We start from the raw sequence: 23,325 nt of genomic DNA on the forward strand, positions 1-23,325 counted from the left end.
CCCGATCGGCCGGCGAATTGCCTGCCGATGGGATTAACGTACGTCTCCGGTGGCCGGTTTGTCCGATAATTTTTCGGCGATTCTTGTTGCCGTCTTGTGAACTCCGCGTGAACCGCTCAAGCGCCGAAGCGGCGCTGCCTGCCGGCGTAGTCGCGCAGGGCGCGCAGGAAGTCCACCTTGCGGAACGCCGGCCACAAGGCCTCGCAGAAGTAGAACTCACTGTACGCGCTTTGCCACATGAGGAACCCGGACAGCCGTTGCTCCCCGGAGGTCCGGATCACCAGGTCCGGATCCGGCTGGCCCCGGGTGTAGAGGAAGCGCGAGATGTCATCCACGGTGAGTTCATCGGCCAGTTGTCCGATGTCCGCTCCCCGGGCGACGGCGTCGTGCAGCAGTTCCCGGACGGCGTCGACGATCTCCCGCCGTCCGCCGTAGCCGACGGCGACATTGACGTGCAGCCTCTCCTGCGCCGGTGTGCGGGCCGTCAGGTTGTTCAGCCGCTCGGCGAGGTAGTCCGGCAGCAGTTCGGGGGCGCCCATGGCGTGCACCGAGATGTTGGCGTCCTCGTCCAGCCGGTCCAGGGTGTTGGCGATGATGCCCATCAGGAGGTCGAGTTCCTCGCCGGAGCGGTTCATGTTGTCCGTGGAGAGCATGTACAAGGTGACCACCTTGATGCCCAACTCCTGGCACCAGCCGAGGAATTCGTGGATCTTGTCCGCGCCGGCCTGGTGGCCCTGGCTTGTGGGGGCGTTGAACTGGCGCGCCCAGCGTCGGTTCCCGTCGACCATGACGCCGACGTGCCGCGGGATCCGTTCAGGATCGAGGGAGCGCTGGAGCTTGCGCTCGTAAAAGCCGTAGAGGAACCCGGGCAGTTCCATCCGGAGATTCACCTGGCTTCCTTGAGGTACTTGTTCAGTGCACATCCTAGGCTACCTGCCGGAGGGCCGTGCCGGATGCAGCTGCGCCGCCGGACAGCCCCGGACGGCTTGTTACTCACGGGTAACTTACTGTTGCGTACGTTATTATTGCGGCATGGAAAGCAACAGTCCGGAGCCTAGGCCGGAGCCTTCGTCGAAGCGGGGAACCCCGGTGGACGACGCCACGGTGCGCCTGGCCGAACTGCTGATGATCAAGCCCAAATGGCGGGGCTGGATCCACACCGTCACCGCTCCGCTGGCGCTGGCCGCCGGGCTGGTGCTGGTGGTCCTGGCGCCGCCGGACCTGAAGGTGGCCTGCGCCGTCTATGCCGTCACCGGGGTGCTGCTGTTCGGCGTCAGCGCCGTCTATCACCGCGGGAACTGGTCGCCGCGCGTGAAAATCGTCCTGAAGCGGCTGGACCACACGAACATCATGCTGGTGATCGCCGGAAGCTACACGCCGCTCGCCTGGGCCCTGCTGGACCGGCAGCAGGCCGAAGTGCTGCTGTGGGTGATCTGGTCCGGGGCCATCCTGGGCGTGCTGTTCCGACTGCTGTGGACCAATGCCCCACGGTGGCTCTACGTGCCGATCTATATCGCGCTGGGCTGCGGCTCGCTGTTCTACCTGCCGGATTTTTTCGCCGCCAACGCTGCCTCGGCGGTGCTGGTCTGCGTCGGCGGCGTCCTGTACATCACGGGCGCCGTCTTCTACGCGCTGAAGAAGCCGAACTTCAGCTACGAACACTTCGGCTTCCATGAGCTGTTCCATGCGCTGACGGTCTTAGCCTTCGCCGCGCACTACATCGCCATTGCCATCGCGGTCCTGGGCTGACACTGTCCGCGCGGATTCTCCCCACCTTTGAAACTGCGACGCCGGGACTCACCGGCGTTTCGCCCCGACACGTCGGGCGCCGGCTTCAATAGTGGGGAAATTCGGCGTCCGGGATTGGCCCTCGGCTCAGCCGGGCCGTCCCGCCGCGATGAGCTCGGGCAGCAGCCGCATGTCGGAAAAGACGGTGGTTCCGGGACCGGCCAATCGGGAAGCCGGGGTGACACCGCCGGCATACGCGAAGACGTGCATTCCCGCCGCCCGGGCGGCCTGGACGCCGTAGGCGCTGTCCTCGACGACGGCGCACCGCCCGGGCGCGGTGCCGAGGCTCGCGGCGGCGTGGAGGAACAGGTCAGGGGCGGGTTTGCCGTTGGCGACCTCCGTGGCGCTGTAGATGCGGCCCTGGAAGCGGTGCAGCAGTCCGGTCTTGCCCAGCGTCCGGTGCATCTTTTCGTGGCTGCCGCTGGAGGCCACGCAGTGCGGCAGGGACAGCCGGTCCAGGGCGTCCTCGATGCCGTCCACCGTTTCGAGGTCGCGTTCAAACGCCTCCTGGTACCAGCGCCCGTAGTCCCGGTCCCAGCCGTCGGCCAGCCGGACTCCGAGCTGCTGTTCAACGGCCGCAACAAAGTGCGCCTCGGATTTTCCGACGAAGCGTTCCACGATGTCATTGAGTTCCAGTTCCCAGCCGAGATCGGCCAGCACGCGTTGGTCCACCCGGATGGCGATCACCTCGGAATCCACCAGCACCCCGTCGCAATCGAATACCACCAGCTCAAAGCCATCCTGACCGGTCATGTGGACATCCTAGCCAGCTGCCCACGCATTCCTTCGACGGAATTAGTGGGGAGGTCGCAGACCATGCCGCGGCACAGGAACACCTGCGGGGCGCCGTCCGGGCCCGCGCCGCGGCCCCGCAGCAGGGGTACTGGCCGGGCGGCGCCGTCGTCCTGGACCGCGACCACGAGCCCGGGGCTGGCCGAGAGCAGCAGCTCCCGGTGCAGCGCGGCCCGTTCCGGCGTGTCCGGTCCGGCGACGGCGGCCTCGATGGGACCGGCGAGGGCGGCCTGGGAGGTCGCGAGCAGCCAGCCGGCGGCGCGCGGCGCGCGGACCGCCAGCGGAGGCAGCAGCAGGGCGAGGATGTTGGCCGCCAGTGTGCGGTGTTCGGACGAGCCGGACAGGGCCGAGTAGGTCAGCAGGGCACCGGCCAGCGCGGCGGCACCGCTGGGGGTGGCGCCGTCGAACGGTTCCAGGCCATCCCGGCCACCTTGGGCGGCCGTGACCTGCGCGGACTCCCCCGCAGCGTCCTTCAGGCCGCCGTCGGCCGCGAACCGCTGGCAGGCGGCGTCCAGGATGGCCTCGGCCAGCTCATACCAGCGGGTGTGCCCGGTAACCCCATAGAGCGCGAACAGCCCCTCGGCGCACAAGGCGTAGTCTTCCAGCAGGCCGCCGATTCCGCGCGCCACTCCGTCGTGGGAGACGCGCATGAGCCGGCCGGGGCCATCCGCCGCAGGCCGCCAGTGCACGCGGTCAAGATAGTCCGCGATCCGTTCGGCCGCGGCCACAAGTTCCGGCCGTGCCAGGACGGCGCCGGCGTCGGCGAGGGCGGCGACGGCCAGTCCGTTCCAGCCCGCCACCACCTTGTCATCCCGGCCGGGCTGGGGACGGTTCCTGCGCGCCTGCGCCAGCAGCGGCCGCACCCGCTGCCACAGCTTGGCGTCTTCGCCGGATATTTCCCGGCCCGGATGCAGCGGCGAACCGTCGGCGCTCACGCTTCCGGGGGTGCGGACATTCATCAGGGCCGCCACCGCGGCGCCGTCGGCCGGGCCAAGGAGCGACTCCAGCCCGCCGGGAGCCCACAGGTAGCTGGCGCCCTCGGCGTGCACGCCGTCGATGACCGTGTCGGCGTCCAGCGATGACGCCAGGGCCACGACGCCGGCGTCCGGTCCCGTCGCAGCGCCTGTCGCCGGGCCGGTCGCAGGGCCCGCTGCCGGAGCAGGTGCCAGTCCGAGGCGGGCCAGGAGCCAGTCGGCAGTGAGCCCGGCAATCCCGGCGGCCTCGGCCGCCGGGTACTCCGGCGTGCCGCCCAGCCGGACCCAGTGGACGTAGACGCGCAGCAACTGGGCGTTGTCGTAGAGCATTTTCTCGAAATGCGGAACAGACCAGTCTCCCGTCACCGAATAGCGGGCGAAGCCGCCGTCGAGCTGGTCGAACAACGCCGAGCGGGACATTGCCGCCAGGCACCGCCCGGCCATGTCCCGGGCCGCCGTCGCGGTGTCGAGGCTCACGGTCTCCGGGCTCACGGTCTCCGGAGCGGCTGCCGGCGGCATGGCGGCGTGACGGATCAGGAATTCGAGTACGGCCGCGGGCGGGAACTTCGGCGCGCCGCCGAAGCCGCCGTGGGCCTGGTCCTCGGCGCCGGACAGGGCGGCGACGGCTTCGCCAAGGAGCGCCGCGTCCAGGGCCTGGGGCGGCCCGTCGAGGCGCAGGGCGGCTGCCGGCTGGGACGCCGCGATACCACGGGCCAGGGTGGCAGCGTTGGCCTCGACGGCGCCGCGGCGTTCCGTCCAGGCCTCGCTCACGGCGTCAAGGACCTGCCGGAAGGACGGCCGGCCCGGCATGGGCCGGGGCGGGAAGTAGGTGCCGGCGTGGAAGGCCCGGCCATCTGGCAGGAGGAAGACGGACATCGGCCACCCGCCCTCGCCGCTAATCGCCTGCGTCGCTGTCATGTAGACGGCATCGACGTCAGGGCGCTCTTCCCGGTCCACTTTGATGGAGACAAAGTGGGCGTTCAGGTAGTCGGCGGTGTCCTGGTCCTCGAAGGATTCGTGGGCCATGACGTGGCACCAGTGGCAGGCCGCGTAACCGATTGAGAGGAACACCGGCACGTCCCGGGCGGCCGCGGCGGCGAAGGCCGCGTCACCGAACGGCTGCCAGTGCACGGGGTTGCCGGCGTGCTGGCGCAGGTATGCAGAGGGTTCCGCCGCCAGGGCATTCGAGGCCCCGGACGGTGGGTTGGGGAATCCGCCGTCAGCGGGTTCCGGGTCCCGCATCGCCGTTGACTTCCGGCCGGGTCACCGCGCCGTCGGACCGGGAAGCCCCGCCGTCGGCGGGGAATTCGGTGCCGTCGGAGGGGAATGCGGCGTCCGCGGTCCCGGCTTCGGCGGCCTCACGCTCGGCCTCGACCTGGGCACGGTAGCGGACCCGGCGGATACGCCGCACCATGTCCACGATCAGCAGCGCGGTCAACACCACGATGAAGGCTGTCAGCAGGAAGCCCAGCAGACCCGGAGTGACCTGGTCCTCGGACAGGCCCGGGCGCAGCGACGGCGTAGGGGTCGGCGCCGGCGTTGTTGCCAGGGCGATGAGCAAGGAATGCACGGTGAGGAACCTTCTGTGGAGGTGGTGTCTTTTCTGCGATGACTCTTCTAAAGCGTCTTTTCTACACTGGATAGAAGAGCCCTTTCGTTCCTATCTTAGCCCGGCGAAGAGGTCCGTTTCGGGCAGTTCTGCCGGGATCCGGGATTCGATCAGGGAGTAGTCCTCCCACGGCCAGACCTTGCGCTGCATGGCCGGGGAGACCGCGAAGAAGAATCCTTCCGGGTCCACCTGGGTCCGGTGTGAGCGGAGGGCGTCGTCGCGGGCTTCGAAGAAATCGCCGCACTCGACCTGGGTGGTGGTGGGGTGCGTTGGCTGCGGAGGGGTATGCCCCTCGGCGTCGGCTTCCAGCCACGCGGCGAGCCGCTCGGCATACGGGGACTGCAGTCCGGCCTCCTCCAGCGCGGAGTGGAGGGCACGGAAGCGGTCCGGGCTGAAGGCGCGATCATAGTAGAGCTTGCTGGGCTCCCAGGGTTCCCCGGCGTCCGGATACCGGGCAGGATCGCCGGCCGCCGCGAAGGCCTCGACGGCCACCCGGTGCGCCATGATGTGGTCCGGGTGCGGGTAGCCGCCGTTCTCGTCGTAGCTGAGGATCACGTGGGGCTTGAAGTCCCGGACCAACCGGACCAGTGGCGCGGCCGCCCGTTCCAGCGGCTGCAGGGCGAAGCACCCGGGCGGCAGGGCCGGCAGGGGGTCGCCCTCCGGCAGCCCGGAATCGACGAAGCCGAGCCAGCGCTGCCGGATGCCGAGAACGTTCGCGGCGGCATCCATCTCCAGCCGGCGAGCCCCGGCCATATCGCGTTTGGGGTGCGGCTGTCCCTCCATCGCGGGGTTCTGGATGTCGCCGCGGGAGCCGTCGGTGCATGTGGCCACCAGGACGTCCACGCCGGCAGCGGCATACATCGCCATCGTGGCGGCACCCTTGCTGGATTCGTCGTCGGGATGAGCATGGACCGCCAGCAGGCGAAGCGGTGCTGACGGGCTGGGGGATGCTGTCATCGTGGGACGGCTCCTCTTTCTGCTGTTCTGCTCTGTTGGGGGTGCGGCTTGATCTGTACGGGCAGCCGTCCGGAAATATCCCGGTCCGATCCACACTAAACTGGACTGGTGACTTCCGAGGACCAGCCTGCCGCGCCGGCACCTACCAGCCTATCCAATCGTTACGGCGGCCAAAAGCGCGCGCTGTCCCGCAAGGTCAAACGCAACATCCTGATCGCCGCCCTTGCCGTGGGCATTGCCTTCCTGGCCTGGGTGTCGACGTCGGCGGCCATCGGCGGTGTCAGCTTCAAGGATGTCGGCTACAGCACCCCCGACGCCACGCTGACAGAAATCGACTTCCAAGTCACCAAGGACCCGGCAGCGGCGGCGAAATGCGCCGTGAAGGCCATGGACTCGAAGTTCGCGATTGTCGGCTGGAAGGTTGTGGACATCGGGCCGAACGCGGCCGATGCCGGCACGGACGGCGGACGCACCACAGCCCACCGCATCCAGTTGCGCACGGAATCCCAGGCGGTCTCCGCCGTCGTGGACAGCTGCTGGATTCCCGACGCCGGACACTAACCGGACAACAGGCCGCGGCAGGCGCCGGTAACACGGTGTGATCCACGCCGCAGTCCTCTTTGGTTTATCCACAGGATTGACTACAATGGATCAATACCTTTCCCCCGCTGAGCTGGTTACTGCGTCATAAAAGTGGCCACCGTGGCGGGGTCTTTGCTTGTATGACCACCCAAAGGAGAAGTCCGTGTCTACCACCAACAGCGCAACTGCGGCTTGGCTTACCCAGGAAGCTTTTGACCGCCTGAAGGCAGAGCTGGACAACCTTTCCGGCCCCGGCCGGGCAGAAATCGTCCAGAAGATCGAAGCCGCGCGCCAGGAGGGCGACCTCAAGGAGAACGGCGGCTACCACGCTGCCAAGGAGGAGCAGGGCAAGATCGAGGCCCGCATCCGCCAGCTCACGGCCCTCCTCCGGGACGCCCACGTCGGCGAGGCCCCGGCCGATGACGGCATCGTGGAGCCCGGCATGATCGTCGTGGCCAAGATTGCCGGCGACGAGGAGACCTTCCTGCTCGGCTCCCGCGAAATTGCCGGCGACTCGGACCTGGATGTCTTCAGCGAGAAGTCCCCCCTCGGCGCGGCCATCGTCGGCCACAAGGAAGGCGACAAGCTCAGCTACACCGCCCCGAACGGCAAGGACATCACGGTGGAGATCATCTCCGCCAAGCCGTACGCCGGCTGACACCGCAGCACGCCCTGTTCCGTGACGGAGCACGTTCGCAGAACGGCCACCACAGAACAGCGACAGAACAGCAGAACAGCGACGCCGGTCTCCCCTTCGCGGGGAGGCCGGCGTCGCGTTTTCCGCGTGTTGGCGGGGCCGGTTGGGCCGGTCAGCCTTGCCGGAGTCCCCGGCGGGTCCTCGTCCCGGGTATTCAGCGGCCGGCGGGCAGCGCCCCCGGGCGCCTGGTGCTCAGCAGCAGTGCCGCTGTGATGCCGCCGATCGCCCCGCCCAGGTGGGCCTGCCACGAGACGAAACTGGCCACGGTGGGCAGGATTCCGAACAGGATGCCGCCGTAGGCCATGAACAACACCACGGACAGCGCGATCTGCCACCAGTTCCGGTTGATGAAGCCGCGGACCAGGAGGAACGCGAAGAGTCCGAACACCAGCCCGGAGGCGCCCACGGTGACGCTGGCGCCGCCGATGAGCCACACCACGAGCCCGGACGCCAGCCAGCTGGCGGCCAGGGCGGTGATGAACACCCGGTGCCCGGAGAGGAACACGAGGAACCCGAAGATGATCAACGGGAGCGTGTTGGACATCAGGTGGGCCAGGCTGGAGTGCAGCAGTGGAAACGTCAGGATGTCCAGGATCCCGTCCAGGCTGCGCGGCCGCAGCCCGAAAGTGCGGTTCAGGGAGTGGAACAGGGCGGTGTTGAGGATCTCGATCAGGTACAGCAGCACCACGAAGGAGCCCACCACCAGCAGTCCCCGGCGGGCCCGAACCGCGGTGCTGTCCCCCTCCCGCGGCGGCCCGCCCGGAAACGCGTCGCTCACCATGGCCCCTAGTGCACCACGATCGGCTGGAAACCCTCGGCGCGCAACGCCGCCAGGACCTGGCTGCAGTGCTCGTGGCCCTTGGTTTCCAGGTTGACGGTGATGGAGACGTCGCCCATGCTGATGGAGCCGCCCACCCGGGTGTGGTCCAGGCCCGTGACGTTGGCGTCGTTCTCGGCGATGATGCGGGCGATCGTGGCCAGCGAGCCCGGACGGTCGTCCAGCATCATCCGCACGGTCATGTAACGCCCGGCGGCGGAGAGGCCGCGCTGGATGACCTTGAGCATCAGCATGGGGTCGATATTGCCGCCCGAGAGGACCACTGCAACGGTTCCCGGGTTTTCGATCTTGCCTTCCATGAGCGCCGCGACACCCACGGCCCCGGCGGGTTCCACCACCATCTTGGCGCGCTCCAGCAGGAAGATCAGCGCCCGGGCCAGGGCGTCCTCGCTGACGGTGACGACGTCGTCGACGAGCTCGCGGATGATGCTGAAGGGCAGCTGGCCCGGCCGGCCCACGGCGATGCCGTCGGCCATGGTGGACACCTTCTTGAGCGGGACGAGGGCGTCGGCGGCGAGCGAGGGCGGATAGGCGGCGGCGTTTTCGGCCTGGACGCCGATGATGCGGATATTGCGGCCAAGTTCCTTGGCACGTGCCTTCACCGCGACGGCAACGCCCGCGAGGAGTCCGCCGCCGCCGACACCCATCAGGATGGTGTCGACATCGGGGACCTGCTCGAGGATCTCCAGCCCGACCGTCCCCTGGCCGGCGACGACGTCGACGTCATCGAAGGGGTGGACAAAGACGGCGCCGCTTTCATCGGCGTAGCGCTTGGCTTCCGCCAGCGCCTCGTCCACGTTGTGGCCATGCAGCACCACCTCGGCGCCGTGGCTGCGGGTGGCCGCGAGCTTGGGCAATGCGACGCCGAGCGGCATGTAGATCCGGGCCTTGATGCCCAGGCTCTTGGCTGCGACAGCCACACCCTGGGCGTGGTTACCGGCAGAGGCCGCCACGACGCCGCGCTTCTTTTCGGCGTCGGAGAGCTTGGCCATCCGCACATAGGCGCCGCGGACCTTGAAGGAGCCGGCGCGCTGCAGGTTTTCGCACTTGAGGAAGACCTCGCCACCCACCGTGCTGCCGAGGGCTCGCGAAGACTCCACGGGCGTCCGCGTAATAATCCCGTCGAGCAGCTTCTGCGCCTCCAGGACATCGTCCAGCGTGACGGGCAGGCTCTCAAGGGTATTCACGAACTGTTCTCCTTCTTTGGATCAGGCGTCGGTGCCCCGTCCGGCATCGCTGCCCGGAGCACCGCTGTTGGGTGCGGCGCCCTCGCCGCCGGGGTTTGCGCCCGGCAGGTGGACGTCTGTGAAGGTGGTGTCTGCGCCGGGTTCGGGGGCGTGACCGCCCCCGGCTCCCGCGGTTGCCAGCACTTCATCATGTTCCCACGTTCTGCCCGCAATGTAGCGAATCGACGAGTTTGCTACGGCAAGGATCGGCACGGAGAACAATGCGCCGGGGATCCCGGCGAGGTAGGAGCCCGCCGCGACGGACAAGATCACGGCAACGGGGTGGAGCGAGACGGCCTTGCCCATGACGAGCGGCTGCAGGATGTGGCTTTCGAGCTGCTGAACGCCGAGCACGATCGCCAGCATGATGAGGGCGTTGACGGGCCCGTTGGCGACCAGCGCCAGCAGCACGGCGATCGCGCCCGTGACCAGCGCGCCGACCACCGGGATGAACGACCCGAGGAAGACCAGCACGCCCAGCGGCAGCGCGAGCGGCACGCCAATGATGGCGGCGCCGACGCCGATTCCCACGGCGTCCACGAACGCGACGAACATTTGGATGCGTGCGTAGCTGACCATCGAGGTCCAGCCGCGGCGGCCCGCACCGTCCGTGGCGCGCCGCGCCTTCCGGGGCATGAGGCTGACGAGGAAGGCCCAGATCCTGTCGCCTTCGAGCAGGAAGAAGATCAGGATGAACAGCGCCAGGACCAGGCCGGCGGCGAAGTGCCCGGCAGTGCTCCCGAACGTCAGGGCCCCGCTGAGGATGCTGCTGCTGTTGTTCTGCAGCGCGGCGGTGGCGTCCTCGATGTATTTGTCGATCTGTGCGGCCGTCAGGTGCAGCGGGCCCTCCGACAGCCAGGTCTGTACCTGCTGCACGCCCGTGAGCGCCTGCGACCACAGCTCACCGAAGCCCTGCACGAGCTGGCGCCCGACCAGGGTCAGGGCACCGACGATGAGGCCGATGAAGCCGAGCACCGTGATGGCGACGGCGAGGCCCTTGGGCACGCGCCGGTTGGCCATCCAGCGCACTGCGGGGCTCAGGAGACCCGCGAGGAGGGCGGCCACCATGACGGGGATGATGAGGAAGCTGACGTGGCTGAGCAGCCAGACGAGCAGCCCGATCACGAGCAGGATGAGCCCGCCGCGCCACGCCCAGCCGGCGGCGATCCGCACGCCGTAGGGAATGTCCTGGTCGATCTCCCGGTCGGTCCGTACCCGGGCCACGGCACGTGCCCCGGTCCCGGCCGCGGAATAGGAGGGGCTTGTGGCAGGTGCGGCGTCCTCAGCTGGCGTCATAGCCCCATGATTCCGTAGGCGACGCACAATAGGAAACCAGCAACCAGCAGCCAGCAACCGGCCACCCGCAACGGCCCGGGCGACGGGCCAGGGCACCGGGCCGGCGACCGGCCGGCGTCAGCCCGCCGGGTCCGCCTGTGGGGTCAGGGTGTGGTGGCCGTCAGCGCGGCGGAGATGCCCCAGGTCATGGAGAACTGCTCCCCCGGCGCGAGCCAGCGCAGGCCCTCGCCGCTGTTGAACGCGTTGGCGGGACCGGTCATCGGCTCGATCGCGACCGCCTTCGGCCGGCCCGGAAATTCCGTCGTGATAAAGACATGGACGTAACCGCAGCTCGCGTCCTGCCACAGGCTCACCGTCCGCCCGTCGGGTGAGCGCAGCGTGTGCCGCGCGACGCCGCCGTCGAACTCCAGGTCCGTGTAGGCCGAATCGAGGTCCAGGGTCCCCACCGGCCGCCCGCCGCGCAGATCGAAGTCGCCGCTGACCGGTTCACTGCTGCGCGGGATGAGACGGTCGTCGGCGACCAGCCTGGTCCGGGCGTCCACGCTCACGGTGAGGTCCTCGCTGGGCACGTCGCCCAGCCGCAGGTACGGGTGCGCGCCAAGCACGAACGGCGCGCGGTCCTGGGAGTCGTTGATCAGGGTTTGGCGCACCACCAGCCCCAAATCCTCGGCCAGTTCATAGCGGACCCGGTGCCGCATGAGGAACGGGTAGCCGTGCTGCGGGAAAACCGCCGCTTCCAGGGTTACGGAGAACTCGTCCTCGTCCACGAGTTCGTAGGAGGAGTTCCGCAGCAGACCGTGGCTGGCGTTATTGCGGGAGACCTCTGTGATGTCCAGTTGCAGCTTCTTGCCGTTGAGGTGCCAGACGCCGTCCTCCACCCGGTTGGCCCACGGTGCCAGCGTAATTCCGGTGGCACCGGGCGCAATGTCGGCATCCCCGTAGGTTTCCGTCAGGGCGGTTCCTGCGCGGCTGTAGAGGCGCAGTCCGGCGGCGAGTTCGGTGACGACTGCCAGGGCGTCGCCGCGCCGGAGCTCGTACTGCCGGCCGGACGCGTACCGCCGCATCGTGTCATTGGCGGCGGAGACATTGCCGGAGGCCGGGGGCGTCGCTGAGGGATCCATGGTGACCACCGTACAGCTCGTACCACACAAACAACCCCGCGAACCCGTATACCTTGGACCCATGACTTCCAGCAGCGCAGGCGCCAGGCCATGAATCCACCCCTGGACAGCCGCGGGCTCGCCGCCCGGTTTGAGACGGTCTTTGGCGCCGGGCCCGACGGCGTGTGGCGGGCACCGGGACGGGTCAACCTCATAGGCGAGCACACCGATTACAACGAGGGCTTCGTCCTGCCGTTCGCCATCGACCGGGCAGCCCGGGTTGCCGTCCGGGTCCGGCCGGATTCCACCGTGCGGATGCTCTCCACGTTCGGCAACCAGGGGCTGACCACCGCCGAGACCGGCTCGCTGGCCCGCGCCAGCGCCAGGGGCTGGACAAAGTACCCGCTCGGGGTCATCTGGGCCCTGCAGCAACTGGGCCTCCAGGTTCCCGGCGTGGATCTGCTCCTGGATTCCGAGGTCCCGCGCGGCGCGGGCCTGTCGTCCTCCCACGCCATCGAATGTGCCGTGATTTCGGCCCTGAATGGGCTCATGGAGGCCGGCCTCTCCGTGCAGGACATGGTCCTGGCCACCCAGCGGGCGGAGAATGACTTCGTCGGCGCGCCCACCGGCATCATGGACCAGTCCGCCTCGCTCCGGGCCACGGCCGGTCACGCCGTCTTCCTCGACTGCCGGGACCAGAGTGTCCGGCTGGTGCCGTTCGACGCCGACGCCGCGGGACTGGTGCTGCTGGTCATCGACACCCGGGTTTCCCATTCCCACGCCGACGGCGGGTACACGGCCCGGCGGGAATCGTGCGAACTCGCCGCCGAGCTCCTTGGCGTGGCGGCGCTGCGCGATGTCGGACTCGATGACCTCGAGGAGGCCACCGGGCTGCTGGACGCGGAGACGTTCCGCCGCCTCCGGCATGTCGTCACCGAAAACCAGCGGGTGCTGCAGACGGTCGAGCTTCTGGACACCGTGGGCCCGGCCGCCATCGGCCCCCTGCTCGACGCGTCCCACGCCTCGATGCGCGATGACTTCGAGATCTCCTGCCCGGAACTGGACCTTGCCGTGGACACGGCGCGGTCGGCCGGCGCGATCGGAGCCCGCATGACGGGCGGCGGCTTCGGCGGCTCCGCGATCGCCCTGACCCCGGCGGGATCGGCGCAGCAGGTGCGTTCCGCCGTCGAACGTGCCTTTGCCCGGGCCGGGTATGCCGCGCCGGAGATCTTCAGCGTCAGCCCCGCGGCGGGGGCCATGCGCCTGTGCTAGGCGGGGCGTAGTCTGGGCGCATGCCAGAAGCTGTCATCGTTTCCACCGCCCGGAGCCCGATCGGCCGCGCCTTCAAGGGGTCGTTGAAAGACGAACGGCCGGACGATCTCGCCGCCGCCATGATCACTGCGGCCCTCGCCGGGATCCCTGCGTTCGACGCCGCCGCAGGTCCCGGCCGTGGCCTGGACGACATCTATCTGGGGTGCGCCGAGCCGAGCGGCGAGGCCGGCTCCAACATGGCCCGTGTGGTCAGCATCCTGGCCGGGCTGGACAACGTTCCGGCCGCCACCATCAACCGTTTTTGTGCCTCCAGCCTGCAGACGCTCCGGATGGCGTTCCACGCCGTCAAGGCCGGCGAAGGCCAGGCGTTCGTGGCCGCCGGCGTGGAGGCGGTGTCGCGCTACCGGGACTGGGCCGGTGCCGGCGAGACGGACGCGGGCACGCACAATCCGCGCTTCGCGGCGGCCCGGAAACGCACCGAGGCCCGGGCGGCCTCCAACACCCCGTGGACCGACCCGCGGCTGGGCGGCCGGATGCCGGACGTGTATATCGCCATGGGCCAGACGGCGGAGAACGTCGCCACAAGCTACGGGATCACCCGTGCGGAGCAGGACGCCTGGGCGGTGCTCAGCCAGAACCGGGCCGAGGCGGCCATCGCCGCCGGGTTCTACGCCCGCGAAATCACCCCGTATACCCGCGCCGACGGCTCGGTGGTCGATCGTGACGATTCGCCGCGTCCCGGTGTGAGCGCGGAGGCCGTCGGCGCCCTGCAGCCCGTTTTCCGCTGTGGCGGCACCGTGACGGCCGGGAACGCGTGTCCGCTCAATGACGGGGCCGCCGCCGTCGTGGTCATGAGTGACTCGCGCGCCCGCGAACTGGGCCTGGAACCGCTTGCCCGGATCGTCTCCACCGGTGTCAGCGCCCTGTCCCCGGAGCTGATGGGCATGGGCCCGGTGGAAGCGACCCGCCGGGCGCTCACGATCGCCGGGCTGACCATCGGGGACATCGATCTCGTGGAGCTCAACGAAGCGTTCGCGGTCCAGGTGGTGGCCAGCGCCCGGGAGCTCGGCATCGATCCGGAACTGCTCAATGTCCACGGCGGCGCCATCGCGCTCGGCCACCCCTTCGGGATGACCGGCGCACGCATGACCGCCACGCTGCTCAACGGGCTCCGCGCCCGCGACGCCTCCCTCGGCCTGGCGACGCTCTGCGTCGGCGGCGGCCAGGGCATGGCAGTTGTGTTCGAGCGGCTCAGCTGAGCAATTACAGCTGAGCCGCTGCGGCAGCCACCGGCAGCCGCATACGCGAGGAGCCCCGCCGTTGGGCGGGGCTCCTGGTAGGGCAATCTGGGTCGTTCAGGAACGACGCCGGTTTACTCGTCGCCGCGGAGGATGGCCAGCAGCCGGATGATCTCGACGTAGAGCCACACCAGGGTGACCGTGAGGCCGAAGGCGGCGGTCCAGGAGAAGCGCTGCGGGGCTCCGGCGCTGATGGCGGCCTCGATGGACGTGAAGTCCATGATCAGGGAGAAGGCGGCCAGGCCGATCGCCAGGATGCCGATGAAGACGCCGAGCGGTATGCCCATGATCTCCATGCTGGTGCTCAGGCCAAACGGCGTGGTCACGGCCCCGGTCATCATCATGAACATGTTGACGAGCGCGAACACCGCATAGCCGATCAGGGCGATCATGAAGAACCGCATGAGCTTGGGCGTCGCCCGGACCTTGCCGCTCTTGAACAGCACGAGCGTCACGGCGAAGACGGACAGCGTTCCGACGACGGCCTGGATGCCGACGCCCGGGAACAGGTTGTCGAGGATGCGGGTCAGGCCGCCGAGGAAGAATCCTTCGAGCAGGGCGTAGGCCAGGATCAGCCCGGGTGACGGCTGCTTCTTGAAGGTGTTGACCATTGCGAGCGCGAAGCCGCCGAGGGCCCCGAGGATCATCAGCATGGATCCGGTGCCCTGCGGGACGGCGAGCGCCACTGCGGCGCCAACCACCAGGATGCCGAGGCACCCGGCGGTCTTGATGATGACGTCGTCGTACGTCATCCGGCCGATGTCGGCCGGGCCGGCGGCCGGGCGGTTGTACAGGTCCTGGAGCTGTTCCTGGGTCATGCCCTGCTGCGCCGAATTCCACCCGCCCTGGGCCGGGGCCTGGCCGTAGCCGGTCTGGCCATAGGGGTTCTGGCCGTACGGGGCCTGGCCGTAAGGGTTCTGGCCGTACGGGGCCTGCGGGGCAGGCGGTGCCTGGGTGGCTTCGCGGAAATTCTTTCCGCTGAAGATCGGGTTTCCGCCATGTGCCATTGCGGGTGTCCTCCAAAATAAGGGGGTGGGTGATGTTCCGGTGCGGTGCGGACTAGACGAAACGGGATTCTATATAGTCACGCTACCAATTCCCACGGCCGACGGGGAGGGATAGTTCCCCGCGCGGGCCGCCGCAACCGAACCGTGACCTAAGTCAGCGGGTTCTTCAGGCCCCGTATGTCCGCAGACGCCGGCCGGGCAGTGCGGGTTGCGGCAGTGCGGTTCGCAACATTGTGGCTCGCGGCAGTGCCGGCGGCCAGCAGGCCGGGTTGTCCGTCACCGCGGAAATCGTCGAACCGCTTCGACGGGTCCCCCTTCGGCTCCGGGAGCGGGCCCGGAACCGGCGCCGGCGTTCCCGTGCCGCTGTTGACAATGACGTCGTCTATGTAGATGTCGGCCATTTGCTGATCGTGTTCGGAGCCAAGCTGGAGCGTGTCGAGCGTCGTCGCGGAAATACTGACAGTGCCGGCGTAGACCGAGCGCCCGTCCCACCAGATTTGGACCTGCGTCCCGGAGCCGTTGGGGACCACGTGCATGACGAGCCGGTGCCAGGAGTCAGTAGGGACGTCCCGCCGCAACGTGGTGTAGGTGAACCCTGAGGGTGAGTAGGTGCGGAGCACCAGCTCATGGGAGATGTTCTGCCGGAATACATCCAGGACGCGGACGCCGGCGGCAAAGAACCGGAAGTAGGGAACATTGTTTCCCGCCATTCCTTCGGCAGCGATATTGAACCATCCGTCCGCATACGCCTCGGTGGTCCCGGGGGTCAGGCCCACCGTCAGCCTGGCGATGGAGCCAGGCCCAGCAGTGGTGTGCAGGAGGGCGGCGCAGTTCCCGGAGCGCGAGAGCCCTGTGGACACCGAGGCATTTCCCGTCCCGGCCGTGGAGATCCCGAACCCATCCAGGGTGCCCGCCTCGAAGCTGGACGCCGCCGCCTGGATCCCCGGATAGGGGTCTGTGAGTGCCGCTGCGGAGGGAACGCAGGCCTGCGCCCCGGCGGTCTCGGGGCCGAGGCTGAGCGCCGGAAGGCCCAGGATCGCCAGCACCAGCGAACCCGCGAGGCACAGCTTGACTACCCGGTTCATCCCTCGGCCCTCCACGATCGGACCCTGCCTCGGCGCCGGCCGGTTCCCGGAAGGAAAGGACTTCGGTTCCGGCTTTCCGTTCCGGATTTCGGTTCTGGCGCTCTTCGCACCATAACTCGGGAGGACTTGGAAAAAGCTTGGAGGTGGCGGTTCCGCGGGCCGGAGCCGGCGTGCCCGGCAGCCCGCACCAGCCCCGCGTTGGCCCGGCGAATTGGGGGCCGGGCCGGCCACTGTTTAGGCATACTCGGAATCAACAAAAGTTTTCTTTAGCCGGGCTACATCGAGGTGCCGCCGCGACTACACGGTTGTTATCCGATCGCGACGTTCTGCCTGCTCGCAGCGGCATTCATTGCCTCGCCCGGGCTGTAGCATAGGCCACACAGGGTGACGGACATCACAACACGTGATCGTATTGCGAGACGCTCGTCCCCTGACCGTTCGCAACGGTTGCAAAGGCGCAACCCACAGCACCCCCATGTGGAGGTTTTCAATTTGAGAAGCACAACGAGCGGCCTGTCGCAGAGACGGCGCGGCAGCCTACTGAGGGCTGTGGGGGCAGTATTTGCCGCCACGGCTGCGCTACTGCTCATCGTGGCCCCGGCGTCCAGCGCCACGACCCCTTCGCCGACACCATCCCCGTCGGCCACCCAGTTCACGAACAGCATCAGCGGCTTCCTGCGCGGCGACGACCGCGCCCCGATCCCCGGGGTAACCATCACCGCCACGAGCGGCGATTTCACGGGAACCACGAAATCGGGAGCCAACGGTGCCTGGACCATCGGCGTCCCCACCCAGGGAACCTACAAGGTCGAACTCGACGAGTCCACGCTTCCGCAGGGCATCAAACTGGCCGAGGGCCAGGAGAACCCCCGCAACGTCACCTTCAGCCAGACCTCCAACCTCTCGGTGATCTTCACCTTCGGCAAGGGCATCGTCGTCGAGCAGCAGAACTTCATGCAAAACCTGCTCAACCGGCTGGTGGCAGGCCTGAGCTTCGGCCTGCTGCTCGCCCTCGCGGCGGTGGGCCTGTCCCTGATCTTCGGCACCACCGGCCTGACCAACTTCGCCCACGGTGAGATGGTCACCCTGGGCGCGGTACTGGTGTTCGCCTTCAACCAGATGCAACTGCCGTTCTGGCTGGCCATCATTCTGGCCGTCATCGGCGGCGGATTGTTCGGCTACGTCCAGGACGCGGGCCTGTGGAAGCCGCTGCGGCGCCGCGGAACCGGGCTTGTTCCGATGATGATCGTCAGTATCGGCCTCGCCCTGTCCGTGCGCTACATCATCCAGTTCTACTTCGGCGGCGCCACCCAGCAACTGCCGTTCGCCCAGAGCGTGGAAATCCTGATCGGCCCGATCTCGATCTCCCCCAACAACCTCTTGTCCCTCCTCGTCAGCGCCGTCGTGATCGCCGTCCTCGGCGTCGTCCTGCTCAAGACCCGTCTGGGCAAGGCCACCCGCGCCGTGGCCGACAACCCGGCGCTGGCCGCAGCCTCCGGCATCGACGTCGACTCCGTCATCCGCATCGTCTGGGTGGTCGGCGGCATGCTCGCCGCCCTCGGCGGCATCCTCTGGGCCTACTACCGGCCCGGCGTCACCTTCGACATGGGCTCGCAGATCCTGCTGCTCATCTTCGCCGCCGTCACCCTCGGCGGCCTCGGCACAGTCTGGGGCGCCCTGGTCGGTTCCATCATCGTCGGCATCTTCGTTGAGCTGACCACCGTGTTCGGCCTCGCAGCCGACCTCAAATACGTGGGAGCGTTGTTCATCATGATTGTTGTCCTCTTGTTCCGCCCTCAGGGCATTCTGGGCCGCAAAGAGCGCGTGGGTTAGGAGACAGCCATGGATTTCGGATTCATATTTTCCAGCGCCGCCGGCGAGCTCTTCAGCCCGACGACAGCTGCCTATGCCCTGGCCACCCTCGGCCTCGCGGTTCACTTCGGCTACACCGGCCTGCTCAACTTCGGCCAGGCAGGCTTCATGGCGGTGGGGGCCTACGGCTTCGCCATCTCCACCTTGACGTTCCATGTGCCGTTCTTCGTCGGACTGCTCGTCGCCGTCGTGGCCTCCGCCATCTTCGCCCTGCTGCTGGGCATCCCGACGCTGCGGCTGCGGGCGGACTATCTGGCCATCGTGACCATCGCGGCGGCCGAAATCGTGCGGTACATCGTCACGACCAACCAGCTGACCGCCATCACCGGTTCGGCCAACGGCCTTGCCGCCTTTGAGGGCGATTTCTACGCGATGAACCCCTTCCCGCCGGGAACCTACGTTGGCATGAACAACCGCGACTTCTTCATCCGAGTGGTCGCCTGGGCAGTCGTGGCCATTTTCTGCACCTTGGTCTGGCTGCTGATGCGCAGCCCCTGGGGCCGTGTGCTCAAGGGCATCCGCGAGGACGAGAACGCCGTCCGCTCGCTCGGCAAGAACGTGTACGCCTACAAGATGCAGTCCCTCATCATCGGCGGCGCGCTCGGTGCACTGGCAGGCATGATCTTCACGATTCCCCGCGGTGCGGTGCAGCCGGCCAACTACGGCACGGAACTGACGTTCTTCCTCTACACCTGCCTGCTGCTCGGCGGGCTCGGCACCGTGCTCGGTCCTGTGGTCGGCGCCATGATCTTCTGGGTGGTGCTCTCGCTCACCCAGGGCATCCTCTATGGCCTGATCGAGTCCGGCACCATCACGTGGCTGAACACGGTCCAGGCCGGGCAGCTGCGTTACATCCTGGTCGGCGTGGCGCTCATGCTGCTGATGATCTTCAGGCCCCAGGGCGTTCTCGGCAATAAGAAGGAGCTGGCATTCGCATGAGCATTCCAAGCGAAGAGTCACGGGACGAAACCCGCAGGTCGGAAGAAATCGACTACATGACGGACACCCGTCCGATCGCCGCCGGCGAGATCGCGCCCGGTTGCAAGAAGCGTGATCCGATCGTGGTGGCGGAGAACGTCACCCGCAGCTTCGGCGGCATCAACGCCGTCGACGTCCAGTACCTCGAGATCCCGCGGCACAAGATCACCGCACTGATCGGCCCCAACGGCGCCGGCAAGACCACCTTGTTCAACCTGCTGACGGGATTCGACACCCCGAACTCGGGTACATGGCAGTTCGAGGGCAACAACATCGCCGGTGTCTCCTCCTACAAGGTCGCCCGGATGGGAATGGTGCGCACGTTCCAGCTCACCAAGGTGATGGGCAAGCTCACCGTCATGGAGAACATGCGCCTCGGCGCCTCTAACCAGTCCGGCGAACGGCTGTCCAAGGCCCTGTTCAAGGGCATCTGGGGCGGCCAGGAAAAGACGATCACCCAGCAAGCCAACGGGCTGCTGGAGAAGTTCAAACTGGACGCCAAGAGGGACGACTACGCGGCGTCATTGTCCGGCGGGCAGCGCAAGCTGCTGGAGATGGCCCGCTCCCTGATGGTCCGGCCCAAGCTGGTCATGCTCGACGAGCCCATGGCCGGCGTCAACCCGGCGCTGACACAGTCGCTGCTGGACCACATCAAGAACCTCAAGGCCGAGGGCATGACGGTCTTGTTCGTCGAGCACGACATGAACATGGTCCGCCACATCGCCGACTGGGTGGTCGTGATGGCAGAGGGCAAGATCGTGGCGGAAGGGCCTCCCGCCGAGGTCATGAAGAACCCCGCCGTGATCGACGCCTACCTCGGCGCCCACCACGACGTCGATCTCGGCGACGCCGAGGGCATCAAGGAACTGGCCGCGGAGCTGGTCGCTGACGAGGAATCGATTGTCGGCACCGAAAACGCCGGCATCATCTCCGCCGACATCCTCGCCACCGAGGCGGAGGAGGAGGCGGCGCCGAACGGGACGCGCGGCCGCCGCAGCGCAGGCGAGCCGAACCGCGCCGAAGAGCCGAACCGCACAGAGAAGGAAACAGAATGAGCGCCACCAGCGCGGCACCGTCCGCCCAGCCCGCCTTCGATGGCGACTCGGTCGTGAAGGTCACCGATCTGGTGGCTGGTTACATCCCCGGCGTCAATATCCTCAACGGCTGCAGCATCGAGGCCCGCAAGGGTGAGCTGATCGGCATTATCGGCCCCAACGGCGCCGGCAAGTCCACGCTGCTGAAGGCCATGTTTGGCCTGGTCAAGGTCCACTCCGGCTCGGTGGTGGTCCGCGGGCAGGACATCACCGGGCTCAAGGCCAACAAGCTGGTCAGCAAGGGCGTCGGCTTCGTTCCGCAGAACAACAACGTGTTCGCCGCCCTGACCATCGAGGAAAACCTGCAGATGGGCATGTTCCAGCGGCCCAAGGACTTCGCCAAGCGGTTCGACTTCGTCTCCGAACTGTTTCCGGAGCTCGCCAAACGGCGCGCCCAGCGGGCGGGCTCGCTCTCCGGCGGCGAACGCCAGATGGTCGCGATGGGGCGGGCCCTCATGATGGACCCGGCCGTACTGCTGCTCGATGAGCCCTCCGCGGGCCTCTCCCCTGTCAAGCAGGATGAGACCTTCCTCCGGGTCCACGAGATCAACCGGGCCGGCGTCTCCGTCATCATGGTGGAGCAAAACGCGCGCCGCTGCCTGCAGATCTGCGACCGCGCCTACGTGCTGGACCAGGGCAAGGACGCGTACACCGGTACTGGCCGGGAACTCATGAAGGATCCCAAGGTCATCCAGCTCTACCTGGGGACGCTAGCCGACACTGTCGAATAAGCACTTCGGGCAGTATCCCCTCAGGGGCCGTCACCAGCCGGTGGCGGCCCCTTTGCGTGCCCGGCGGTGCCTGTTAGGGCCCAGTCCTCCCGACCACGCCTCCGCAGCCTACGACGGCGTCACGCAGCGTCCGCACCACTCCCCCCGCACCACTCCCCCCGCACCACCCCTGTGCTCCCCCCGCAGAACGGCGACGGCGTCACGCAGCGCGGAGTTAGGGCGGGCACCTTGCGGGCGTAGCTGGACTTCCGGAGGCGGGCGTTCCTCTGCACACCCAAAGCCTGCCGTGCGTGACGCCGTCGACTCGCACGGCCCCTCCCCGACTCCCCCCCGGACGCAAAAGACCCCCGTCCGGACTGGACGGGGGTCTCTTGTGTGTCGGTGGGAAGCGGCTTACAGCTTGCCGAATTCTTCCTTGACCGGCTTGTAGGTGTTGTCATCCTGGAACTCGTAGATGCCGATGTAGGCTTCCGTCGGGTCGCCGGCGTCGGAGAACGTTACGGGGCCGGACTGGCCGTCGTAGTCGATGTCCTTACCGTTGCGGAGCAGGGTGACGCAGGTCGGGAACGTGTTGCACTTATCCCCGCCTTCAGAGACTGCCTTGAGCTGGGCTGCGATATCGGTGCCCTTGGTGCTCTTGGCGGCCTCGGCAGCGAGTGCGATCAGGTTCACGGCGTCGTAGGACTCACCGGAGTAGCTGTAGTCCTTCAGCGCCGGGTCGATCGCCAGGAGCTTCTTCTTGAAGTCTTCCTTGGCGAAGGTGCCCGGGATGGTGCCCTGTGCGCCCTTCAGGGTGCCCGCCTGGAAGTCCTTGCTGTAGTCGGACATGTTGCCGTCCACCATGAAGATCTGGGTGGGCTTGACGCCCTTGCCCGTCATCAGCGGGACGATGCTCTTGGCCTGGTCGAAGGTGATCAGGGCAATGGCATCCGGCTTGGCGGCGAGAACCTTGTCCACCTGGCTGCTGAACTGGGAATCGCCTTCATTGAAGAGCTCCTGGGCAACAACCTTGCCGCCGGCCGCCTCGAAAGCGGACTGGACGTTCTTTGCAAGACCGGTTCCGTAGGCGTCGTTCAGGACGATCATGCCGACCGTCTGGGCGCCACAGGTGGCCATGTAGTTGCCGAGGACCTTGCCCTGGAGCACGTCCGAGGGGGCGGTGCGCCAGTAGAGGCCCTTGTCATCCCACGCCGTAAAGTCCGGGGAGGTGTTGGCCGGGGAGAACTGGACGACGCCGGCGCCGGTGATCTGGTTGATCACGGTCTTGGAGACACCCGAGGAGGCTGCGCCGACGATTGCGCTGACGCCCTGTCCGAGCAGTGCCGTGGTGGACTGGGTGGCGATGTCGGTCTTGGTGTCGCCGGAGTCGCGGTGGATGACCTCTACCGGCTTGCCCAGGACGCCGCCTGCATCGTTGACCTCCTTGATGCCGAGGTTGACACCTGCAATTTCGGGCGGGCCGAGGAAGGCCAGCGAACCCGTCGTCGGCAGGAGCGAGCCGATCTTCAGGGGTGTGGGCGTGGTGGTGGCAGAAGCGGGGACAGTGCCCGCCTCGCCGGCGGCGCTGGTACCGCCACCGGTGGCGCTGGGTGCCGGGCACGCGATTCCCGCGGCCGCGGCTGAGCTGGATCCCGACGAACTCGGGGCGGGGGAACCGCCACAAGCCGTAGCCAGAAGGGCGACGCCGAGGCTAAGCACTGTGAGCTTAGCGACGCGGGGCGCAACCCGGGGGAGTGAAGTCATGTACAAGCTCCTCGATCTAAAGGTGCGAACGGCCTTTGACGCGAAAGATCAGGTGTTCCTGATTCCACTTCAAGCTAGTGCAATTTCGACGTGAAAATAAGTGACTACGGTCACATCCTTATAACACTCGTTGCATAGAGGAAATCTGGACGGTTGCTGTGAACGTTTTTTGGCGGGGGCGACAGCCCGGAATGGCCGGAGGGCCAGGGAACGCCGAGGGGCCAGTCCGTGGGCCGGGCCAGGGGTCGCCGAGGGTCAGTCCGCTCGGCCGCGGGGGCGCCTTAGCGCGGCGCGTAACACAGTGCCCCAGGTGGGACTCGAACCCACAACACGCGGATTTTAAGTCCGCTGCCTCTGCCAATTGGGCTACTGGGGCGCCCGGTCAA

General features: G+C 67.6%; 21 protein-coding genes and 1 tRNA gene. 9 read left to right on the plus strand and 13 right to left on the minus strand.

Annotated features, from left to right (window positions below; all coding sequences use genetic code 11):
- Positions 1 to 116: 116 nt before the first annotated feature.
- Positions 117 to 878 carry an isoprenyl transferase gene (locus C566_RS0112595; protein ID WP_043466899.1) on the minus strand — a complete coding sequence of 254 codons (762 nt, stop codon included), beginning with the start codon at positions 876 to 878 and terminating at the stop codon, positions 117 to 119.
- Between the two features lie 154 nt (positions 879 to 1,032).
- Between C566_RS0112595 and trhA the strand changes: the two genes are divergently transcribed.
- Positions 1,033 to 1,749, plus strand: coding sequence for a PAQR family membrane homeostasis protein TrhA (gene trhA, locus C566_RS0112600; protein WP_026266650.1), 717 nt, complete (start codon positions 1,033 to 1,035; stop codon positions 1,747 to 1,749).
- Between the two features lie 126 nt (positions 1,750 to 1,875).
- On the opposite strand, the gene C566_RS0112605 is transcribed toward trhA, so the two are convergent.
- The 4 genes from C566_RS0112605 to mca all read right to left on the minus strand — a co-directional run bounded on the left by C566_RS0112605 (position 1,876) and on the right by mca (position 6,120).
- Positions 1,876 to 2,541: an HAD family hydrolase gene (locus C566_RS0112605; protein ID WP_018774707.1), complete on the minus strand. Its 666-nt coding sequence runs from the start codon at positions 2,539 to 2,541 to the stop codon at positions 1,876 to 1,878.
- The gene (locus C566_RS0112610) at positions 2,538 to 4,796 is read right to left on the minus strand and encodes a thioredoxin domain-containing protein (RefSeq protein WP_018774708.1); all 2,259 of its coding nucleotides are present in this window, start codon (positions 4,794 to 4,796) and stop codon (positions 2,538 to 2,540) included. The genes C566_RS0112605 and C566_RS0112610 overlap by 4 nt, the downstream gene beginning before the upstream one ends.
- Positions 4,774 to 5,124: a hypothetical protein gene (locus tag C566_RS0112615; RefSeq protein WP_018774709.1), complete on the minus strand. Its 351-nt coding sequence runs from the start codon at positions 5,122 to 5,124 to the stop codon at positions 4,774 to 4,776. Before C566_RS0112615 ends, C566_RS0112610 begins: the two co-directional genes overlap by 23 nt.
- A gap of 90 nt (positions 5,125 to 5,214) precedes the next feature.
- The gene (gene mca, locus C566_RS0112620) at positions 5,215 to 6,120 is read right to left on the minus strand and encodes a mycothiol conjugate amidase Mca (RefSeq protein WP_018774710.1); all 906 of its coding nucleotides are present in this window, start codon (positions 6,118 to 6,120) and stop codon (positions 5,215 to 5,217) included.
- A gap of 108 nt (positions 6,121 to 6,228) precedes the next feature.
- Here mca and C566_RS0112625 point away from each other — a divergent pair, with 108 nt between their 5' ends.
- A complete protein-coding gene (locus tag C566_RS0112625; protein ID WP_018774711.1) occupies positions 6,229 to 6,681 on the plus strand; it encodes a DUF4307 domain-containing protein in 453 nt (150 codons plus the stop codon).
- 184 nt (positions 6,682 to 6,865) lie between these two features.
- Complete coding sequence (gene greA / locus C566_RS0112630) at positions 6,866 to 7,360, plus strand: transcription elongation factor GreA (protein WP_018774712.1); 495 nt, start codon at positions 6,866 to 6,868, stop codon at positions 7,358 to 7,360.
- Positions 7,361 to 7,553: 193 nt separating this feature from the next.
- Here the strand turns inward: greA and C566_RS0112635 are convergent, their stop codons facing one another.
- From C566_RS0112635 to C566_RS0112650, 4 genes are all read right to left on the minus strand, one after another.
- Entirely contained in the window at positions 7,554 to 8,180 is a 627-nt protein-coding gene (locus C566_RS0112635; RefSeq protein WP_018774713.1) for a rhomboid family intramembrane serine protease, read from the minus strand.
- A 5-nt stretch (positions 8,181 to 8,185) separates the two neighbouring features.
- Positions 8,186 to 9,424, minus strand: a complete 1,239-nt coding sequence (ilvA, locus tag C566_RS0112640; protein ID WP_018774714.1) for a threonine ammonia-lyase — start codon at positions 9,422 to 9,424, stop codon at positions 8,186 to 8,188.
- A gap of 21 nt (positions 9,425 to 9,445) precedes the next feature.
- Entirely contained in the window at positions 9,446 to 10,759 is a 1,314-nt protein-coding gene (locus C566_RS0112645) for an AI-2E family transporter (RefSeq protein WP_018774715.1), read from the minus strand.
- Between the two features lie 143 nt (positions 10,760 to 10,902).
- Positions 10,903 to 11,880 (minus strand): aldose 1-epimerase family protein, encoded by a 978-nt coding sequence (locus tag C566_RS0112650; protein WP_043466904.1) that lies wholly within the window; start codon positions 11,878 to 11,880, stop codon positions 10,903 to 10,905.
- A 90-nt stretch (positions 11,881 to 11,970) separates the two neighbouring features.
- On the opposite strand from C566_RS0112650, the gene galK reads away from it, so the two are divergent.
- Entirely contained in the window at positions 11,971 to 13,131 is a 1,161-nt protein-coding gene (galK, locus tag C566_RS0112655) for a galactokinase (protein ID WP_018774717.1), read from the plus strand.
- 20 nt (positions 13,132 to 13,151) lie between these two features.
- A complete protein-coding gene (locus C566_RS0112660; protein ID WP_018774718.1) occupies positions 13,152 to 14,390 on the plus strand; it encodes an acetyl-CoA C-acetyltransferase in 1,239 nt (412 codons plus the stop codon).
- 113 nt (positions 14,391 to 14,503) lie between these two features.
- Here C566_RS0112660 and C566_RS0112665 read toward each other — a convergent pair whose 3' ends face one another.
- Both C566_RS0112665 and C566_RS21455 read right to left on the minus strand, forming a co-directional pair.
- On the minus strand, positions 14,504 to 15,436 hold the full coding sequence (locus C566_RS0112665; RefSeq protein WP_018774719.1) for a Bax inhibitor-1/YccA family protein: 933 nt from the start codon (positions 15,434 to 15,436) through the stop codon (positions 14,504 to 14,506).
- 149 nt (positions 15,437 to 15,585) lie between these two features.
- Complete coding sequence (locus tag C566_RS21455; protein WP_018774720.1) at positions 15,586 to 16,521, minus strand: hypothetical protein; 936 nt, start codon at positions 16,519 to 16,521, stop codon at positions 15,586 to 15,588.
- A 549-nt stretch (positions 16,522 to 17,070) separates the two neighbouring features.
- On the opposite strand from C566_RS21455, the gene C566_RS0112675 reads away from it, so the two are divergent.
- The 4 genes from C566_RS0112675 to C566_RS0112690 are packed head-to-tail and all read left to right on the plus strand — an operon-like array spanning position 17,071 to position 21,196.
- Positions 17,071 to 18,354 carry a branched-chain amino acid ABC transporter permease gene (locus C566_RS0112675; RefSeq protein ID WP_018774721.1) on the plus strand — a complete coding sequence of 428 codons (1,284 nt, stop codon included), beginning with the start codon at positions 17,071 to 17,073 and terminating at the stop codon, positions 18,352 to 18,354.
- A 9-nt stretch (positions 18,355 to 18,363) separates the two neighbouring features.
- Positions 18,364 to 19,332, plus strand: a complete 969-nt coding sequence (locus tag C566_RS0112680) for a branched-chain amino acid ABC transporter permease (protein WP_018774722.1) — start codon at positions 18,364 to 18,366, stop codon at positions 19,330 to 19,332.
- The gene (locus tag C566_RS0112685) at positions 19,329 to 20,426 is read left to right on the plus strand and encodes an ABC transporter ATP-binding protein (RefSeq protein WP_018774723.1); all 1,098 of its coding nucleotides are present in this window, start codon (positions 19,329 to 19,331) and stop codon (positions 20,424 to 20,426) included. Before C566_RS0112680 ends, C566_RS0112685 begins: the two co-directional genes overlap by 4 nt.
- Positions 20,423 to 21,196 (plus strand): ABC transporter ATP-binding protein, encoded by a 774-nt coding sequence (locus C566_RS0112690; protein ID WP_018774724.1) that lies wholly within the window; start codon positions 20,423 to 20,425, stop codon positions 21,194 to 21,196. The genes C566_RS0112685 and C566_RS0112690 overlap by 4 nt, the downstream gene beginning before the upstream one ends.
- Before the next feature lie 393 nt (positions 21,197 to 21,589).
- Here C566_RS0112690 and C566_RS0112695 read toward each other — a convergent pair whose 3' ends face one another.
- Together C566_RS0112695 and C566_RS0112700 are read right to left on the minus strand one after the other, a co-directional pair.
- A complete protein-coding gene (locus tag C566_RS0112695; protein WP_018774725.1) occupies positions 21,590 to 22,939 on the minus strand; it encodes an ABC transporter substrate-binding protein in 1,350 nt (449 codons plus the stop codon).
- Between the two features lie 302 nt (positions 22,940 to 23,241).
- Positions 23,242 to 23,315, minus strand: a tRNA-Leu gene (locus C566_RS0112700).
- Positions 23,316 to 23,325 lie beyond the last annotated feature (10 nt).

Source organism: Arthrobacter sp. 131MFCol6.1 (assembly GCF_000374925.1).
In the GTDB taxonomy this organism is placed as follows: Bacteria; Actinomycetota; Actinomycetes; order Actinomycetales; family Micrococcaceae; genus Arthrobacter.

Coding starts and splice junctions, on each gene's coding strand:
- C566_RS0112635 (WP_018774713.1), bottom strand. CDS start 8,180: ATGGTGAGCGACGCGTTTCCGGGCGGGCCGCCGCGGGAGGGGGACAGC.
- C566_RS0112610 (WP_018774708.1), bottom strand. CDS start 4,796: ATGCGGGACCCGGAACCCGCTGACGGCGGATTCCCCAACCCACCGTCC.
- trhA (WP_026266650.1), top strand. CDS start 1,033: ATGGAAAGCAACAGTCCGGAGCCTAGGCCGGAGCCTTCGTCGAAGCGG.
- C566_RS0112690 (WP_018774724.1), top strand. CDS start 20,423: ATGAGCGCCACCAGCGCGGCACCGTCCGCCCAGCCCGCCTTCGATGGC.
- C566_RS0112695 (WP_018774725.1), bottom strand. CDS start 22,939: ATGACTTCACTCCCCCGGGTTGCGCCCCGCGTCGCTAAGCTCACAGTG.
- C566_RS0112685 (WP_018774723.1), top strand. CDS start 19,329: ATGAGCATTCCAAGCGAAGAGTCACGGGACGAAACCCGCAGGTCGGAA.
- galK (WP_018774717.1), top strand. CDS start 11,971: ATGAATCCACCCCTGGACAGCCGCGGGCTCGCCGCCCGGTTTGAGACG.
- mca (WP_018774710.1), bottom strand. CDS start 6,120: ATGACAGCATCCCCCAGCCCGTCAGCACCGCTTCGCCTGCTGGCGGTC.
- C566_RS21455 (WP_018774720.1), bottom strand. CDS start 16,521: ATGAACCGGGTAGTCAAGCTGTGCCTCGCGGGTTCGCTGGTGCTGGCG.
- C566_RS0112605 (WP_018774707.1), bottom strand. CDS start 2,541: ATGACCGGTCAGGATGGCTTTGAGCTGGTGGTATTCGATTGCGACGGG.
- C566_RS0112660 (WP_018774718.1), top strand. CDS start 13,152: ATGCCAGAAGCTGTCATCGTTTCCACCGCCCGGAGCCCGATCGGCCGC.
- C566_RS0112665 (WP_018774719.1), bottom strand. CDS start 15,436: ATGGCACATGGCGGAAACCCGATCTTCAGCGGAAAGAATTTCCGCGAA.
- C566_RS0112595 (WP_043466899.1), bottom strand. CDS start 878: ATGGAACTGCCCGGGTTCCTCTACGGCTTTTACGAGCGCAAGCTCCAG.
- C566_RS0112680 (WP_018774722.1), top strand. CDS start 18,364: ATGGATTTCGGATTCATATTTTCCAGCGCCGCCGGCGAGCTCTTCAGC.
- C566_RS0112645 (WP_018774715.1), bottom strand. CDS start 10,759: ATGACGCCAGCTGAGGACGCCGCACCTGCCACAAGCCCCTCCTATTCC.
- C566_RS0112650 (WP_043466904.1), bottom strand. CDS start 11,880: ATGGATCCCTCAGCGACGCCCCCGGCCTCCGGCAATGTCTCCGCCGCC.